The organism is Stenotrophomonas sp. pho (genome assembly GCF_006228405.1).
GTDB lineage: Bacteria > Pseudomonadota > Gammaproteobacteria > Xanthomonadales > Xanthomonadaceae > Stenotrophomonas > Stenotrophomonas sepilia.
The window spans coordinates 2,114,936-2,132,374 of sequence record NZ_CP029759.1 but is presented as its reverse complement, the minus strand read 5'-3'; the positions used below and the strand labels follow the sequence as shown (position 1 = coordinate 2,132,374).

Here is a 17,439-nt window from a genome sequence, read left to right as displayed (position 1 = left end):
GATGGCGTTAGCACTGCAGAACGCTTGATCTTCGTTCACTCCAGAAGACCTCAACCGGCATGAGCGAACCCTACCTGAGCCGCTGGCGATTGCGGCGTGATGGCCCGGCCATCGAAACGGCCCATGCCCGGCTCTGGCCGGTGCTGACCGCTGCCGGCACGCCGGCGATGCTGAAGATCAGCAGCGAAACCGAGGAGCAGAACAGCCACCGCCTGCTGCGCTGGTGGGACGGCGACGGCGCTGCCCGCCTGCTGGCCCACGCCGGGCCGGCGATCCTGATCGAACGTGCCGGCGGCGACTCGCTGAGGCAACGCTCGATCGAGGGCGACGATGAGGCCTGCACCACGATCCTGTGCCAGGTCCTGCAACGGCTGCACCGGCCACGGAGCGCGCCGCCAGCGGAACTGGTCTGCCTGCGTAAATGGTTCGCCGATCTGCTGCAGCCAAGGGCTGCGCTGCCGCCACTGCTGGAACAGTGCAGATCACTGGCGGAGGGGTTGCTGCAGGAAGAGCGCGAGGTCCGGCCCCTGCATGGCGACCTGCACCACGACAACGTGCTCGATTTCGGCGCGCGCGGCTGGCTGGCGATCGACCCGAAGCGGTTGCTGGGCGACCGTGCGTTCGACTACACGACGATGTTCAGCAATCCGGATCTCTGTGGCCCGGGCATCCTTGTGGCCACGCGGCCGGAGCGGTTTGCTGCCCGGCTGGAACAGGTCAGCGCACTGGCCGGCCTGGAACGCACGCGCCTGCTGCGCTGGATCGCGGCCAGCATGGCGCTGTCGGCAGTGTGGTTCAGGGATGACGGCGACCCGGCCGACGTGGACGAGGCGGTGGCGCGGATGGCGCTGGAGGCGCTGGCGGAGAGCTGAGACCCGCGCTTGGCAGGTGCCTACCTTGCTGGGGGCGCTCCATCCACGATCGATACAGGCCTCTGCTTTGGTAGGTGCCCACCTTGGTGGGCACACTGGGTCCGGGATCGATGTGCCCGGACGCGAATCGGCAGCCGGTCAGGCCTTTTCCATCGTGCACAGCAGCGGATGCTGGTTCATCCGCGAGTACTCGTTGACCTGGGCAACCTTGGTCTCGGCTACTTCGCGGGTGAAGACACCGCAGACGCCGCGGCCGCGGGTATGAACGTGCAGCATCACCTGGGTGGCCTTGTCCAGGTCCATGCTGAAGAACTGCTGCAGCACATCCACCACGAAATCCATCGGGGTGTAGTCGTCGTTGAGCAGCATCACCTGGTAGAACGGTGGCGGCGCCACTTCCGGGCGCGCGGGCTCTACGGCAACGCCGTGCTCGTGCTGGGAATCGGGGGAGGACTCATGGGGCATCCGTCCATTATAGGGGCTCGGGCAGGCCTGCGTCGGCCCGCCGCAGATTGGACGGCACGCACGCCCACCGTCACAATTGCATCCTCTCCCAACACTGTTTCACAGGATCTTCATGAAAAGGACCCTTCTTCCCGCCCTGCTGATCGCGCTGGCCGCTGCCGGCTCTGCCACTGCCGCAACCAGCGCCGACAAGTCCGTGGCCCGCCACCTGGACAAGCTGGGCTATACCTACGAAGTCGACGAGGATGGCGACTACCGCATGGTCTTCGACGTCGAGGGTGACCGCACCCAGATGGTCTACGTGCGCTCGGCGGTGGAGGATTTCGGCAGCCACAACATCCGCGAGATCTGGTCGCCGGCCTACAACGCCAAGACCAAGCAGTTCCCGGTGGCCGTGGCCAACCGCCTGCTGGAAGATTCGCAGGACGCCAAGATGGGCGGCTGGGTGAAGCAGGACACCACCGCCATGTTCGTGGTCAAGATCGACGCCGATGCCACCCCGGACCAGCTCAGCGACGCCATCGATGCGGCCATCCGCACCGCCGACGCGATGGAGCTGGAGCTGACCAAGAAGGACGAGTTCTGAGTTGAACGCCACGCCGGACCCGCGCTGGGCACCGCACGCCACCGTCGCCACGGTAGTGGTTGACGGCGGCCGCGTGCTGCTGGTCGAAGAGACCATTGAAGGCCGCCAGGTGCTGAACCAGCCGGCCGGCCACCTCGAGCCAGGCGAAAGCCTGGCCGAGGCAGCCCTGCGCGAGACCCGGGAGGAAACCGGCTGGACCGTGCAGCTGACCCATTTCATCGGCTGCTACCAGTGGACTGCCGGCGACGGCACCGCCTTCCTGCGCTTCTGCTACGCAGCACACCCGGTCTCGCACGACCCGGCCCAACCGCTGGACACCGGTATCGACCACGCGCTGTGGCTGACCCCGGCCGAGCTGCAGGCCGCCGGCGAGCGCCAGCGCAGCCCGCTGGTCTGGCAGGTGGTGGCGGATTACCTGGGTGGCCAGCGCCATCCGCTTTCGCTGGTCCGGGAGGTCGCATGAGCACGCCGCGCGTGATGGTGGGCGTCTCGGGGGGTGTCGACTCTTCGGTCGCCGCCTGGCGCCTGGTCCAGCAGGGCGAGGCCGTGGCCGGCCTGTTCATGCAGAACTGGGCCGACGACGGCAGCGGTGACTGCCGTGCCGAGGATGACCGCCGCGATGCGGTCGCCGTATGCGGCCTGCTCGGTATCCCGTTCCACTTCCGGGACTTTTCCAGCGAGTACTGGCAGGGCGTGTTCGAGCACTTCCTGGCCGAATACGCCGCCGGCCGCACGCCGAACCCGGACGTGCTGTGCAACCGCGAGGTGAAGTTCAAGCATTTCCTGGATGCCGCCCGCGAGCTGGGCGCCGAGCGCATCGCCACCGGCCACTACGCGCGGGTGACCCAGCGCGGCCACCAGTGGCTGCTGCTGCGCGGTGCCGACCGCTCCAAGGACCAGAGCTACTTCCTGCACCAGCTGGGCCAGGAGCAGCTGGCGGCCACCCTGTTCCCGATCGGCGACCTGGAGAAGACCGACCTGCGACGGATTGCGCGCGACGTCGGCCTGCCGACCCACGCCAAGAAGGATTCCACCGGCATCTGCTTCATCGGCGAGCGGGATTTCCGCGAATTCCTCGGCCGCTACCTGCCGGCCAGGCCCGGCCAGATCCTTGACCCGGCCGACGGCAGCGTGATCGCCGAACATCCGGGCGTGTTCTATTTCACCCTGGGCCAGCGCGAGGGCCTGAACATCGGCGGCGTACGCGGCCGCCCGGCCGCACCGTGGTACGTGGTCGGCAAGGATGTGGTCAGCAACGTGCTGTACGTCGACCAGGACCGCGACAGCCCATGGATGCTGTCCGAGCGCCTGCGATCGGAGCCGGCGCATTGGATCTCGGGCTCGCCACCCGCGCGACGCTTCGAATGCACCGCCCAGACCCGCTACCGCCAGCCCGATGAGCCGTGTACGGTCGACGTGCTGGACGATGGCAGCGTGCTGGTCACTTTCGCGCGCCCGCAGCGTGCCGTTACCCCCGGTCAATCGCTGGTGCTGTATGACGGTGATGTGTGCCTGGGTGGCGCGGTGATCGCCGCCACCGATGCGCCGCTGGAACAGCGCCTGCGCACCACCCCCTCCCCTTTTGAGGTAATCGCTGCATGAGTTTCACTGTCGACGACCGCGTCCTGGCCCTGGCCGGCATTGCCCAGGCCCTGCAGCAGGTACGCCGCATCGCCGATACCGGCCATTCCGACGCCGCCGCCGTGCGCACCGCCGTGGACAGCGTGTTCCGTGTCGATGCGTCCTCGCCGCAGGCGGTGTTCGGTGACCGCCATGCACTGAAGGCCGGGCTGCGCCTGCTGCACAACTACTTCCGCAACCAGGGCCAGGATCCGATCCTGCCGAAACTGGCGCTGTCGGTGCTGCAGCTGGAGCGCCGCTTCGTTCAGGATGGCGCCACCGTGAACAAGGTTGCTTCGGGCATCGAGCGTGCCCAGCGCCAGGCCACCGAACTGGGCGACAGCGGCCACCCGGATGTGCTGGCCAGCCTGGGAAGCCTGTACGCGGACACCATCAGCCACCTCAAGCCGCGGGTGATGGTGCAGGGCAACCCGCACTACCTGGGCCAGGCCGGCGTGGTGGCCGAGATCCGTGCCCTGCTGTTGGCCGCGGTGCGCTCGGCAGTGCTGTGGCGCCAGCTGGGCGGCAGCTACTGGGACTTCCTGTTCGGCCGCAAGGCGATGATCGAGGCCGTGGACCGGCAGCTGGCGTAAGGGTGTGGGGTCAGAGCCCTTTTCCATGAAAAGGGATCCGACCCCGCCGCTGCCTACCCAGGGGTCGGATCCCTTTCCGGCACGGAAAGGGCTCAGACCCGAAGCCGCCAAGCGCCGGAAAACCGGCGCATTCAGAATGCACTTCCAGGCACATCGACGTTAAAGAGAAAGGGGGTACGGCCGATACATCCTCCGTGCACCTCCCGAGAACGTCCATGTACTCACGCATTTTCATCCGTCTGGCCGCCCCGCTGGCTCTGACCCTGCTGCTCCCCTTCGCCATCGGATTCGAATGGCCGGCCGCCCTGCGCTGGGCGATCCTGACCACGATGACGCTGAGTTGGCTCGGCTTCGCGTGGTGGACCACCCGCGCCCAGGCGCATCGTTCCCCGGAACATGCCCGTGTCCTGCGTGAGCAGGACCAGCTGCTGACCGAACTGCGCAACTTCGTCGGCAACGAAATCGACGGTTCGCGTGGTGAAGTGGAACGCGCCCGCGACCTGATCCGCCAGGCGGTCTCCAGCCTGGGCGGCAGCTTCGATGCGATGAACCGCAAGTCGCGCCAGCAGAGCCAGGCGCTGTCGCGCATCGTCGACCGCGCCGGCGATGAAGGCAATGCCGGCCTCGACGTTGCCCGTTTCGCCCAGCACGCCAGCCACCGCATGGAACAGCTGGTGGAAGCGCTGGAACAGGTGAGCGGCCAGAGCAGCACCACCGTGCAGCACATCGACCAGATGGCACAGCACCTGGATGGCATCTTCGCGCTGCTGGAAGACGTCAAGTCGATCGCCGACCAGACCAACCTGCTGGCGCTGAACGCGGCCATCGAAGCCGCGCGTGCCGGTGAAGCCGGCCGAGGCTTCGCGGTGGTCGCCGACGAAGTGCGCAACCTGTCCGAGCGCTCGACCACCTTCAACGAGCAGATCCGCAAGCTGGCGCACAGCTCCAAGGACGCCATCGCCAAGGTGCGCGAGACGGTCTCGCACATGGCCTCGCGTGACATGGACCGTTCCCGCGAAGCGCGCCAGGAAGCGGCGGCAATGCTCGACAACGTCGCGCAGATCAATGCCTCGCTCGGCGACGGCATGCGCGAAGTGTCCGAGTGCGCCCGCGCGATCGATGGCAGCGTGGCCGAAGCCGTGCGCGCCCTGCAGTTCGAAGACATCGCCACCCAGGCGCTGGGCGGCGTGCACACCCACCTGGACCGCCTGACCGCGATCAACCGCGAAGCGGTGGCCCTGCAGGAACTGCTGCACCGCAATGGCGGCGTGTTCGACGAAGAGATCGCCACGGCCCTGCAGCGCACCGGCAACCGCCTGCGCGAACTGCGCAGCGAATGGGAACGCCCGCCGCACAAGCCGGTTGCCCAGCAGAGCATGGGTGCCGGCACGGTAGAGCTGTTCTGATCCTGATGTCCGCTGCCCTCGCCGGCAGCCCGCAAGGCCCCGGTTCGTCCGGGGCCTTTGCCTGTAACCCGCCGCTGGATGCATCCTGTACGCGCACCATGACCCTGATCCGCGCCCTGCCCTCCCTCACCGACACCGAGCGCCCGCGCAACGCGAGCGTGCGTGAGCAGCTGCAAAAGCTGGAAGAGGTCGCCCGCGAGGAAATCTGCGAGCTGCAGCAGCTGGCGGACGCGCGCCCGGCGCCATCGCCGGCGGACGACGAGCTGTTGGGGCTGGCGTGGGACATGGGGTTGGATGGCGAAGCCCTGAAGTAGATCCACGCCCTGCGTGGGTGGGGCATCCCGCATGGCATGATTGCCCGGTCCCGTCCATGGAAGACCTATGGCCATCACCCTGATCGCACTCGTGCTGTTGGAGACCGTCCTCCTGATGGCCTGGGTGGCCGGCTATTTCAGCTGGGGCATCACCCTGTTCAACGAACGCATCGCGGCGCCGCCGGCCATGCAGGCCCGGCTCTCGCTGGGCAGCCTGGAGCGTGACCTGCCGCAGGACAAGTGGCTGCGGCTGGCCTTCCATGCGCTGCCCGATGGCAGCATGGCGTTCCGCGAGAGCTTCGCGCCGAGCTTCGGCCTGCGCTACTTCCCGGTGATGCGTGGACGCATCGTGCTCAACGCACGGCGGCACGAGGTGCGGGTGATCGGCCTGTGCAGCTGGTTCGTGGCGATGCTGTCGCTGCTGCTGTTGCCACTGGTGGCGATGCGCCCGATGGTGGCGCCGATGCTGCTGGTACTGCCACTGTTCCTGGCCAGCTATCTGGTGCAGAAGCGGCGCTATGCGGCCATTGTCGAGGCGCTGCGCATGCAGTTGAAGGCGGAGTTTCCAAGGTAGATCCACGCCGTGCGTGGATGACGCCCCGCGATGCCAGCATTTCCGACTGTTTGCATGGACCGTGAACCATGCGCCCTTCATCGTGAAGGGGCCGATTGCGGTTCAGATCAAGCCAGCCCGATGACCAGCGCCCTTCTCTGCCTCTCAGTTGCTTTGCAGCTTCCGGCACCCCCTTGTCCCATTGACCGTGGATCCCGATTCCCTTGGGGCGCTTCAGCAGGCGCTGAAGACGTTTGGAGCGTTCCAGCAGCCCTACTCCGCTCCGATCGATGCTTACGATCCTGAAGCGGGTGTGATCGATGCAGCAGTTGAAGTGTCCGCGGGGTGCGTGCAAGACGGCCCGCCAGTCATCATCCTTGACGATGATGCCGAACAGGCGCCGCGACGTTATCTGATCCTTGAAGCCCCGTGGCATGAGCTTCCAACGGGCGCCTTGTTGCTTGTCTCCGGAAGCAAGGCAAGCGCCATTCCGGGCGAGGAATCGAACCTGGAGCTTGCACGGGCCGAGAGCATGCTGACATTTCTCAACCTGCTGCCGGAAGGTCCGGAGGACCGGGACCACCCGGAGAACGTCTCGGCAGTCGTGGATACCGATACTTCCGCCCTCTTCACGACGAGCCTTCTGGATCAACTGCAAACCAGTACTCCAGGCTCGCCTGTTGCTGACACCATGCTGACGCTCTGGAAAGGCAGGTTCACGGACGCATTGCTGGCACTGTGGCAGCGCGACGGTCTTGCGCGCTATCACGATGATCGACTGGCTTTGGTGAACCCTGCGGGGTACGAATCGGTGCTCGCCGCCCTTCTGGCGGGCAGTCCTCTATGGGGCAAAGATGATTTCCATGTCTATGCGATCTCGCCATTCGGCCAGATGCTGATCTGTGGCGAGCGAACCGGAGTCGAACTCACGCTTGAACCCCACGAAGGTTACCTATGCGCGCCAGCAACACTGACTCTTCCAGCAAGCAACATCGACCGCGACAGACGCCTGCACGACTTCCTGCTTGCATTGGATGCTGCCGAACTGGATGTTCTGGCCGAGGACGGGGAGCCAATGTTCTGGCGAGCCCGTGAGATGTTGGGGCCGCTGGGCGACGGAGAGATTTACAGCTCGAAGGAGCCGGTGTCAGAGCACGGCTGGCGGCTAGGCAGCCTGGTAAAACGCAAGGCGCTGGATGTGCTCGCAGAGCTTGCGCAGCGTCGCTGACGGCGGACACATCAACGGGCGAACCAGCGTGCACGCCGACCAAGGTCGGCAACTACCAGATGCTGGCTCTTTGAGTAGATCCACGCCATGCGGCAACCGTGCCGACCAACGGTCGGCACCTACCAGCGGCGGGTGGTCAGCGCACCAGCACTGCTTCGCTGCTGGCGTCGGTGCGCATCGGTAACGGACGCTGCTGACGCAGCCACTGCGCCAGGTCACGCGGGCTGAGCGGGCGCGAGTACAGGTAACCCTGGATTTCGTCGCAGCCCTGGCGGCGCAGCATGTCTTCTTCCTGGTGCGTCTCCACGCCCTCGGCCACCACCTTCATGCCCAGCGCGTGGCCCAGGTGCACGATGGCCCGGGTCACTTCGGCCGTGCCCGAATCGTGCAGCATGCCCTGCACGAAACTACGGTCGATCTTCAGGCGACCCACCGGGAAGCGGTTGAGGTAGTTGAGGTTGGAGAAGCCAGTACCGAAGTCGTCCACCGCCAGCGGCACGCCGTGCCGTTCGAGCACGTCGAAGCAGTGGCGCAGGATGTCGGTGTCACGGATCAGCGCCGATTCGGTCAGCTCCAGCTCCAGCCGCTGCGGCGGCCAGCCGTGGGCATGGCAGATCTCGATCACACGTTCGGCGAAGCCACGGTCGCGCAGCTGCACCGCCGATACGTTGACCGCGATGCGGTCGAAGTGCAGTCCAGCCCGGTCCCAGGCGGTTGCCTGACGGCAGGCTTCGTTCAGTACCCAGTCGCCGATGCGTACGATCTCGCCGCATTTCTCGGCGATGGGAATGAACTCGGCCGGGCTGCAATAGCCGATGCCGGGGCGATGCCAGCGCAGCAGTGCTTCAATTGCCGGCGGCTCGCCCTGGTGGGCATGCAGCAGCGGCTGATAGGCCAGGCTGAACTCCTCGCGCTCGATCGCACCGTGCAGCGCGTGCTCAAGCTCCAGCCTGCGCTGGATGCGGGCCAGTGCGTCCTGGCTGTAATACTGGTAGGTGTTGCGTCCGGCTTCCTTGGCCGCGTACATCGCGGCGTCGGCAGCGCGCAGCAGTGAATCGAAATCGGTCTGCGCATCACCCAGCATCGCGATGCCGACACTGGCACCGACCTTCAGCGTGGTCTCACCACGGCGCAGCGGCTCGGCCAGCGAGGCGATCAGCTTGCGGGCGACATGTCCCGCATCCTCGGGCTCAGCCAGGTCGCGCAGTACGACGATGAACTCGTCGCCGCTGAAACGGCCAAACAGATCATTGTTGCGCAGGTTCTGGTGCAGGCGGGTCGCGGCAGCCTTCAGCAGCGCATCACCCGTGGCGTGGCCGAAGCTGTCGTTGATGGTCTTGAAGCCGTCCAGGTCGATGAACAGCATCGCCAACGAGGTGCCGCGATCACGCGCCTCCTCGATGGCCTCGGCGGTCTGTTCGCCGAGCAGCACGCGATTGGGCAGGCCGGTCAGCAGGTCGTAGTGGGCCAGCAGTTCAATGCGCTCGTTGGCCTCGCGCTCGCGGGTGATATCACGGAAAAGCACCACGAAGCGCGGCGGCAGTCCGTCACGACGATCCAGCTCGATCAGCACCTGCACCCAGACACGCAGGCCGGACTGGCGGTAGAAGCACAGGTCCAGCTGCTCGGGCAGGCCGCCGTTGGCGATGCGGGCCAGCGCCGCCTCGAACGCATCGCGCGAGTCTTCGGTATACAGCGCCATCGCCTGATCGAGGGTGATCGGCTCCTTGCGCAGGCCGTGGATGCGATAGCATTCCTCGGTCCATTGCATGCTCCGGGTCTGCACCTCGATCTCGCAGCCGCCGATGCGGCCCAGCGCGGAAACCCGGTTCAGCAGTTCGGTGCGCCAGCGAATCAACGCGTCGGTCTGGTGCTGTTCGGTGATGTTCTGCACCTGGCCGAGCAGGCGCTTGGGCTGCCCGTCCATGTCCAGCAGCGGCTGCATCCACAGCCGCAGGTGCTGTGATGGCTCATGGCCACGGGTCAGCTCCAGCTCGAGATTGGCGGCACGACCATCGCGCCACAGCCGCCGCCATGCCGCACGCAACGCGCCACGCGAGCGCGGATGCAGCTGCTTCAGCCAGCGCCGCTGGCCGGGCACGGCGCCGTGCTCCAGCGCCAGCAGCGAGCGCAGTTCCGGCGACCACCAGAAGTGCCCGCTGTTGGGGTCGAACGACCAGCTGCCCATGCTGGCGATGCGCTGGGCCTCGCTCAGGTGCAGCTGCTGTTCCTGCAGCAGCGATTCGAGCTGCTTCTGCTGCTCGATATCGGTATGCGTGCCGACCATGCGCAGCGGCTGGCCATCAGCGGTGCGCGCGACCACGCGGCCGCGATCCAGCACCCAACGCCACTGGCCATCGGCCTGGCGGAAGCGGAACTGTGCACTGTACTGCTCGCTGCGCCCGCGCAGGTGCTCGTCGAGCGCGGCACGCACCTGGTCGATGTCCTCGCTGTGCACGCGCGACAGCAGTTCGGTGGCCGTCTCGTCGCCCAGCGCCGGCGTGCGCGCCACCCGGTCACTGGGGATGTCCCAGTCCCACAGGCTATGACCGGCGCTGTCCAGTGCCAGTTCCCAGCGCCCACCCCATCGACCGGCACCGGCTCGGGAATGCTCAGGGTGAACGCCAGCAGGTTGCCGGCACCGTCATGCACGGCGCGCAGGTGGCCGTCGTAGTGGCCGCGCGGGCCGCCTGGCAGCGTGCAGGGCACGATGCCGCCATCGGCGGCCATCAGGCGTAGATCTTCCAGCATTGGCGCATAGGCAGCCACGGTGGCCGGCAGGCCATGCTCGCGCGCGGCCGGATTGGCCGCCAGCGGGCGCCCGGTACGGTCGACGATGACCAGCGCCGACGCAAGCGGGTGCTGCAGCAGGCTGGCGATGATCCCTTGGTCCACGCGATCTTGCTCCGGATGACTCGCCCGTCAGCGGGGCACGCAGTGGTTAACGGCGCCTGCGGCGGATAATTGAGTGGTGACGGCACGCTGCGGGGTAAGATGACCGGCGCCCCTTTCACCCTCCCCGTCCATGCCCGCAGAACCGACCGGCAACGCCCCAGTTCCCGACCCGCGGATGGCGCAGGCGCTGAGCCGTGACCGGCGACGGGTGGTGTTGAGCTACCTGGTGATGGCGCTGGCCTGGATGATCTCCACCGACAGCGTGGTGCAGGCGCTGGTGCCCGATCCGCAGCAGGCGGCCCTGTGGCAGGGCCTGAAGGGCTCGTTCTTCGCCCTGGCCAGCGCGGGCCTGCTGTACCTGCTTCTGCGCCCGCTGGCCGAGCACGTGCTGCATACCCACGCCCGCCAGCAGGCCTCGGAGCTGCGCCTGCGGCAGATGTTCGAGGGCAACCCCGGCCCGATCCTCGTCTATGACCTGGACACATTGGCGATCCTCGACGCCAACCCAGCCGCCTGCACCGCTTTCGGCTGGGAGCGCGATGAGCTGCTGGAACAGACCATCGACGCCTTGTGGCCACCCGGACAGGGCCAGGCGCTGCAGGCCAAGCTGGAGGCGATCCGCGAGGCGCCCGACGAGCTGTGCATCCTGCGCGCGCAGCTGCAGCTGCGCGATGGCGCGCTGCGGCAGATGGAACTGCGCTCCAACGCGATCAGTTACGACGGTCACAATGCGCGCCTGCTGATCGCCATCGATCGCACTGCCGAGGACCTGGCCCAGCTGCGTCGCGACCAGGCGCTGGCACGGGTGGAAGAAGCCCACGAACTGGCCCGCATCGGCGCCTGGGAGCTGGACCCGTCCACCGGGCTGGGCCGCTATTCCAACCAGGTCTATCGCCTGCTCGGCCGCCGCCCGCCCGAAGCCCGCCGCTGGCACCGCTTCGACGAACTGCTGGTGCCGGCCGACCCGGCCACCGCCACCCAGACCGAGCAGCTGCTGGCCGAGCTGTGCTCCGGCGAGCCGGTACAGGTGGACGTGCTGCTGCCGCTGCTGTCGATGGACGGGCGCGCGCTGATGGTGCACCTGCGCGCCGCCAGTGGTCTCGATGAGGCTGGCCGCAACCGCGTGCTGGGCACGTTGCAGGACGTGACCGAACGCGAGCAGTCGCGGCGACTGCTGCGCGAGCGCGAGGAGCAGTTCCGCGAGCTGGTGCGGGTACTGCCCGACGGCGTGGTGATCCTCTCCGACGAACATGTGTTGTACGCCAACGCCTGGGCCGCCGGCCTGTTCGGCTACGGCAGCCATACCCTGCTGGGCGAGCCCTTGTCGGCGCTGGTCGCTGCCGCAGACCTGCCGCGGGTGCGCAGCCAGCTGCGTGCCGGCCAGCCGCACCTGGGACCGGGCCACAGCAGCGTGGTGGCCATGCAGCGCGGCGACGGCCGCAGCTTCCATGCCGGCCTGGCGGTGGGCGACGTGCGCTACGGTGGCCGCGACTGCAAGCTGCTGATCGTGCGCGACCTCAGTGATTCCGAGCGCATCCGCAGCGCGCTGGAAACCAGCAACCGCGAACTGCAGGCGATGGCCGGGCGGCTGTTCTCGCTGCAGGAGGACGAACGTCGTGCGATTTCGCGCGACCTGCACGATGACATCGGCCAGGCCATCACCGCGATCAAGCTGTCGGCGCACGCGGCGCTGGAAGAGGACGATCCGCAGCGGCGTGGGCAGGATCTGGCGCAGATCGTCAGCCTGGCCGACACCACCGTGGCCAAACTGCGCGACATCTCCACCCTGCTGCGCCCCCCGCAGCTGGATGCACTGGGCCTGGAGGCAGCACTCAGCTGGCAGGCGCGGGTTCTGTTCCGCTCCTCGCCGGTGGAGCTGCTGGCCGAGATCGAGCCGTTGCCGCATCGCCCCGACAACAGCATCGAACAGGCCTGCTTCCGCATCGCACAGGAAAGCCTGACCAATGCGCTGCGCCATGCGCGCGCCAGCCAGGTCCTGCTGCAGCTGCGCGATGTCGGCCAGCGCGGCCTGCACCTGCAGATCCGCGATGACGGCGAAGGCTTCGATCCGGACGGCCCGCGCGGCCTGGGCCTCATCGTGATGCGCGAGCGCGCACAGAGCGTCGGTGGCCACGTGCGGATTGAATCCGCGCATGGCGAAGGCACCCTGGTCGATGTCCACCTCCCCTACCAGGCGGCCAGCAGGGCTGCCGTCGATTCACCGGAATACTGAACCATGTGGAATCCCAACCTGCCCCCGGTCAGCATCGATGACGCTCCCGACCGCCTTGGCGCCGGCAACCCCGAGCTGCAGGCAATGGTTGCCGAGGCAGCCTCAGGCGGCATCGCACTGATGCTGATGCACGTGGACATCGACCATTTCGCATCGGTCAATGAAAACATGAGTGCCGAAGTGGGCGACCAGGCGCTGGTGCTGGTGGCACAGCGCCTGCAGTCCTACCTGCGCGGGCGCGGCAAGTTGTGGCGACATGGCAGCGACGAGTTCCTGATCGCGGTGCCGCGCACCGCCGATCTGCCGTTGCCGGAGGATTTCGCCGAGGAGATCCGCCAACAGATGGAGCTGCCGCTGTCGGTGCTGCCGTACACGTTGTTCATGACCGGCAAGCTGGGCGTGAGCCTGTGCCCGGAACATGCCAGCAGCACCTCGCGCCTGCTCGACCATGCCGAGGATGCGCTGTACCAGGCCGCCCGCGAAGGCGGCAATGCCGTGCGCATCCATGCGGTGGACACCCCGCCAAGCGCGCACAGCGAGAGCATCATCGCGCGCCAGATCGTCGATGCCATTCCCAATGGCGAGCTGAAGCTGCGCTACCAGCCACTGGTAAGCGCGCGCGACGGCCACGTGGTGGGCATGGAAGCGCTGCTGCGTTGGCAGTCGCCGACCCTGGGCATGCTGGTGCCGGAGCGCTTCATGCGCACCGCCGAACGCCTGGGGATCATCGTGCAGATCGGCACCTGGGTGCTGGAAGGCGCCTTGAAGCAGGCGCGGCTGTGGCGCGACCAGGGCTTCGATGACTTCACCATCGCAGTGAACGTGTCCACCCTGCAGCTGCTGCGGCCGAACTTCTTCGCCGAAGTGATGTCACTGCTGCAGGCGGCGGGCGTACCGGCGCACATGCTGACGCTGGAGATCAACGAGAGTGCGCTGACCAACAACGTCAATTTCGTCCACGAAACGCTGGCCAACCTGCGCAACGAAGGCATCAGCCTGAGCCTGGACAACTTCGGTACCGGCGACTCCAGCCTCAGCGCGCTGGTGCGCTACCCGGTGGACAAGCTGAAGATCGACCGCAGTTTCATCAAGAGCGCGCCGGCCGGCAATCGTGAAGCGGCCATCGCCCGCGCGATCATCGCCATGGGCCACCAGCTGGGCATGACCGTGATTGCCAACGGCGTGGAATCGCAGGCGCAGCTGGGCTTCCTGCGCCGCAACGACTGCGACGTGTTCCAGGGCTACCTGTTCGGCGAACCGATGTCGGCCGATGCCGCCGGCATGACCCTGCGCCGCCGCTACCTGCGCCCGGAAGCCTTCGCCGAGACGCGCCCGGACCGGACGCTGCTGCTGCTGGATGATGAGGAAAACGTGCTGCGCTCACTGGTGCGCCTGTTCCGCCGCGACGGCTACCGCATCCTGGCCGCCGGCAACGTGCGCGATGCGTTCGACCTGCTGGCGATCAACGACGTGCAGGTGATCCTGTCCGACCAGCGAATGAGCGACATGAGCGGCACCGAGTTCCTGGGCCGGGTGAAGATGCTGTACCCGGATACGATCCGCCTGGTGCTGTCGGGCTACACCGATCTGAACACGGTGACCGATGCGATCAACCGCGGCGCGATCTATCGCTTCCTGACCAAGCCGTGGAACGACGACGAGCTGCGCAAGCACATCCACCAGGCGTTCCGCACGTACGAGGAACAGCGCCGCAGCAATGCCGGCCCGGCGCCGGTGGAGAGCGGAGATGGCGGCGAGGATCGCCCATTGCGGTAACCATCCCCTCTGGTAGAGCCGGCCGCTGGCCGGCTGCTCTGGATATCGGGTTCAATGAGGTTGCCGGCCAGCGGCCGGCACTGCCAGAAGCGGTCAGCGCGGCTGCTTGACCGGCAGCACCACGCGGAAGCGCGAGCCCACGCCGGGCGTGCTGTCCAGGTCGATGCGGCCGTGGTGCTTGTTGATGATGCTGTAGGAGATCGACAGGCCCAGGCCGGTGCCACTGCCCACCGGCTTGGTGGTGAAGAACGGATCGAAGATGCGCTGGCGCAGTTCCGGCGAGATGCCACCGCCGGTATCTTCGAACTCGACCCAAACGTGATCGCCATCAACGCCGGTACGCACCGTGATCGTGCCTCGCTCGGCGATGGCATGGCCGGCGTTGAGCAGCAGGTTCATGTAGACCTGGTTCAACTCCGATGGCAGGCACTCCACCAGGGGCAACTGGCCGAACTCGCGCACCAGGGTGACCTTGTACTTGAGTTCGTTCCAGATGATGTTGATGGTCGATTCCAGGCCCGCGTGCAGGTCGACCAGCTTCCACGACTCGTCGCGGCCGGAATACGAGAAATCCTTCAGGTCGCGCACGATGCGGGTGACCCGCTCGATGCCTTCGCGCGATTCCGCCATCAGCTGCGGCAGGTCGCGGCTGATGAAATCGATATCCAGACGGTCACGGATATCATCGATTTCCGGAATCAGCGCTTTCGGGTCCGGCGCGCGCAGGGCGCGCTCGTAGGCTTCGATCACGGTGAACAGGCTGCGCAGGTATTCCTGCAGGCTGCCCAGGTTGGAGTGCACGTAACCGATCGGGTTGTTGATCTCGTGCGCGACGCCGGCGGCCAGCTGGCCGATCGACGCCATCTTCTCCGACTGCAGCAGCTTTTCCTGGGTGCCATTGAGGCGCAGGTAGGCCTGGCGCAGTTCGGCATGGCGCTGCTGCAGCTCGCGTTCGTAGTCTTCCTGCCCTTCGATGTGGCGGAACAGGGCGAGGAAATGCCCCTGGCCGACCGGACCATGGTGGTACAGATGGGCGATGACCACGCCCTCGCCCAGCGGCAGGCTGCCATTCCAGTGACCATGCTGGCGAGCCTGTTCCAGCGCATCGGGCGGCAGCAGTTCGCGCAGGCGCTGCGGCGGCGGCAACCCGCCGTCCTCGCCACTGGCCAGCAGGTTCTGTGCGGCCGGATTGGCCAGGGCCACCCGCCCGTCATCGGTGAACAGCAGCAGGCCTTCGCGCAGGCGCTCAAGCAGGGCCTGCAGCACCGGCTGCGGCGGAAGGGGGGCGGTAACCAGGGCGTTGGCAGCGGACACGGCGACTCGGGACGTTCGAACAGGCGCCCAATATACGCGGTCATGCAGCGGGCTTCAGCCCGCCGGGAGGGGTTATGCGACCGCCGTCGCCTCAGGCGACGGCGAGGGGCCGGCCGATGCTGACCGTGTGCGACTGGCCCTTGGCATCGTAGGCCGAGGCGTCTTCGGTGCGGCCGAGCTGGCGCAGCGCCCAGTTCACCTCGCGGCGGCGGCGCGACAGCAGCACGCCGTTGGCCCGGTTGCGCTCGGCCAGTTCCTGCAGCTGTTCGCTCTCGCCCACCGGTGGCGCGCCTTCCAGCGCACGCAACGCTTCCAGCTTGGCGCCGGTAGCCCGGATCAGGGCGTGCACGTCGTGCTCGACCAGGGCCTGGCGTTCAACGTCCAGGGCCTGGGCGAGACGCTGCAGCGGCTCGCTCATCGCCGCAGTCATCCGTGCAGCTGCTGGTCCAGATCGAGCATGCGCGATGCGATCGCGTCCGGATTGATCTTGTAGGTGCCGTTCTGCAGCGACTCGCGCACGGCGGCCACGCGCTGGGCGTCGATCGCCGGGGCGGTGGTCAGCTCGCGCTCGATGGCCTGCAGATTGGTGGCCTCGCCGGTCAGGCGCAGGCTGTCGGCCGCCTCGACCGGGCGCGCCGCCGCATCGGTGCTGACACCGGGCTTGTTGGCCGGGGTCGTCACGCTGCGCAGTGCCTGGGGACCTGCAGGTTGCCGTCGATTTTCTGGCTCATGGGGTGTCCTGGAGTTGCCGTTCACAAGGGATAACGGCCGCAGGGCCGTGATCTTTAGGGATATTTTGCGGTAATTCAACGCGCCACGATTACGTCACCTGCGGCATCGACCGTGCCTTGCACGATCCGCCGCGAGGACAGGTTCTCGACCGAGACCCGTTCGTTCTCACCGGCATCACCCATCGCACGGCCGGCAATGCGGACCTCGACCGAGCCGCGACGCGACACCAGGGCCACATTGTCTCCTCGCTTGATGAGACGCTGCACCACCAGATCGTTGTTCGACAGCAGGGCTCCGGCCTGCAACGGACGGCGGGCGACGCGGCCGATCGCTGCATTGGGATCGGACAGCACCGCGCCGGCAATCCGGGCAGCGTCACGCTGGGCAGTGGTGATATCGGCGGCAGTGAGGGTTTCTCCAGTGCCGATTCCGCGGTTGAGCACCAGTACGGTCTGGTTGCGCCGCACCTTTACCGGCACGAACAGGCGCCAGCCGCCCGCATCCGGACAGCTGACTTCCACCGTGGTGTTGGCGGTGGGCTGCACCTGTAACGCCCCCCGCACTTCGGCAGGCGCAGCGCATCGGCCACCTGGGCCTCGCCCTCGCTGCCCGCCGGCAGCGTCGACAAGGCCGCCGCGCGGATGCTTGCCACCGGCTGCCAGTCGGCGGCAGCCGCCCACGGCGAGGCCACGGCCAGCGCGATGGCGAATAGAGATGTGACCCGGCACATGGCGCCTCCTTCAATCGGCAAGAGCTGGCCCAGGTGCGTGCAAGGGGTGTGCCAGAGGGGCACTTGTAGAGTCAGGCCATGCTCGACCGCTTTGCGCCCAACAGCCAGCCGAGCATCGCTCG

At 67.1% G+C, this 17,439-nt stretch carries 14 protein-coding genes and 3 pseudogenes; 11 read left to right on the top strand and 6 right to left on the bottom strand.

The window, feature by feature from the left end; all coding sequences use genetic code 11:
• Positions 1-59 precede the first annotated feature (59 nt).
• Entirely contained in the window at positions 60-872 is an 813-nt protein-coding gene (locus DL544_RS09995; protein ID WP_139727067.1) for an APH(6) family putative aminoglycoside O-phosphotransferase, read from the top strand.
• A 138-nt stretch (positions 873-1,010) separates the two neighbouring features.
• Here DL544_RS09995 and clpS read toward each other — a convergent pair whose 3' ends face one another.
• Positions 1,011-1,337, bottom strand: a complete 327-nt coding sequence (gene clpS, locus DL544_RS09990; protein ID WP_005416477.1) for an ATP-dependent Clp protease adapter ClpS — start codon at positions 1,335-1,337, stop codon at positions 1,011-1,013.
• A gap of 112 nt (positions 1,338-1,449) precedes the next feature.
• Between clpS and DL544_RS09985 the strand changes: the two genes are divergently transcribed.
• The 8 genes from DL544_RS09985 (at position 1,450) to DL544_RS09950 (ending at position 7,637) form a co-directional block, all read left to right on the top strand.
• Positions 1,450-1,923, top strand: coding sequence for a hypothetical protein (locus tag DL544_RS09985; RefSeq protein WP_005416476.1), 474 nt, complete (start codon positions 1,450-1,452; stop codon positions 1,921-1,923).
• Between the two features lies 1 nt (position 1,924).
• Entirely contained in the window at positions 1,925-2,386 is a 462-nt protein-coding gene (locus tag DL544_RS09980; RefSeq protein ID WP_139727066.1) for an NUDIX hydrolase, read from the top strand.
• Entirely contained in the window at positions 2,383-3,525 is a 1,143-nt protein-coding gene (gene mnmA, locus DL544_RS09975; protein ID WP_139727065.1) for a tRNA 2-thiouridine(34) synthase MnmA, read from the top strand. The genes DL544_RS09980 and mnmA overlap by 4 nt, the downstream gene beginning before the upstream one ends.
• Positions 3,522-4,136 carry a high frequency lysogenization protein HflD gene (gene hflD, locus DL544_RS09970; protein WP_005416473.1) on the top strand — a complete coding sequence of 205 codons (615 nt, stop codon included), beginning with the start codon at positions 3,522-3,524 and terminating at the stop codon, positions 4,134-4,136. The genes mnmA and hflD overlap by 4 nt, the downstream gene beginning before the upstream one ends.
• A gap of 215 nt (positions 4,137-4,351) precedes the next feature.
• Positions 4,352-5,542, top strand: coding sequence for a methyl-accepting chemotaxis protein (locus tag DL544_RS09965; RefSeq protein ID WP_005416472.1), 1,191 nt, complete (start codon positions 4,352-4,354; stop codon positions 5,540-5,542).
• A 5-nt stretch (positions 5,543-5,547) separates the two neighbouring features.
• The gene (locus tag DL544_RS09960; RefSeq protein WP_255313108.1) at positions 5,548-5,856 is read left to right on the top strand and encodes a hypothetical protein; all 309 of its coding nucleotides are present in this window, start codon (positions 5,548-5,550) and stop codon (positions 5,854-5,856) included.
• A gap of 67 nt (positions 5,857-5,923) precedes the next feature.
• Complete coding sequence (locus tag DL544_RS09955) at positions 5,924-6,430, top strand: hypothetical protein (protein WP_049461081.1); 507 nt, start codon at positions 5,924-5,926, stop codon at positions 6,428-6,430.
• Between the two features lie 187 nt (positions 6,431-6,617).
• Entirely contained in the window at positions 6,618-7,637 is a 1,020-nt protein-coding gene (locus DL544_RS09950; protein ID WP_139727064.1) for a GAD-like domain-containing protein, read from the top strand.
• Between the two features lie 136 nt (positions 7,638-7,773).
• Here the strand turns inward: DL544_RS09950 and DL544_RS09945 are convergent.
• Positions 7,774-10,532: pseudogene (locus DL544_RS09945) on the bottom strand (bifunctional diguanylate cyclase/phosphodiesterase).
• A 130-nt stretch (positions 10,533-10,662) separates the two neighbouring features.
• Between DL544_RS09945 and DL544_RS09940 the strand changes: the two are divergent.
• A complete protein-coding gene (locus tag DL544_RS09940; RefSeq protein ID WP_032954159.1) occupies positions 10,663-12,765 on the top strand; it encodes a sensor histidine kinase in 2,103 nt (700 codons plus the stop codon).
• Between the two features lie 3 nt (positions 12,766-12,768).
• Positions 12,769-14,541: an EAL domain-containing protein gene (locus DL544_RS09935; protein ID WP_005416466.1), complete on the top strand. Its 1,773-nt coding sequence runs from the start codon at positions 12,769-12,771 to the stop codon at positions 14,539-14,541.
• Positions 14,542-14,634: 93 nt separating this feature from the next.
• On the opposite strand, the gene DL544_RS09930 is transcribed toward DL544_RS09935, so the two are convergent.
• The 4 genes and pseudogenes from DL544_RS09930 to flgA all read right to left on the bottom strand — a co-directional run bounded on the left by DL544_RS09930 (position 14,635) and on the right by flgA (position 17,317).
• Positions 14,635-15,855, bottom strand: a complete 1,221-nt coding sequence (locus tag DL544_RS09930; protein WP_053496680.1) for an ATP-binding protein — start codon at positions 15,853-15,855, stop codon at positions 14,635-14,637.
• Positions 15,856-15,946: 91 nt separating this feature from the next.
• Positions 15,947-16,285, bottom strand: a complete 339-nt coding sequence (locus DL544_RS09925; protein WP_065178557.1) for a flagella protein — start codon at positions 16,283-16,285, stop codon at positions 15,947-15,949.
• Positions 16,282-16,586: pseudogene (gene flgM, locus DL544_RS09920) on the bottom strand (flagellar biosynthesis anti-sigma factor FlgM). Before flgM ends, DL544_RS09925 begins: the two are co-directional and overlap by 4 nt.
• Before the next feature lie 75 nt (positions 16,587-16,661).
• A pseudogene (flgA, locus tag DL544_RS09915) lies at positions 16,662-17,317 on the bottom strand (flagellar basal body P-ring formation chaperone FlgA).
• Positions 17,318-17,439 lie beyond the last annotated feature (122 nt).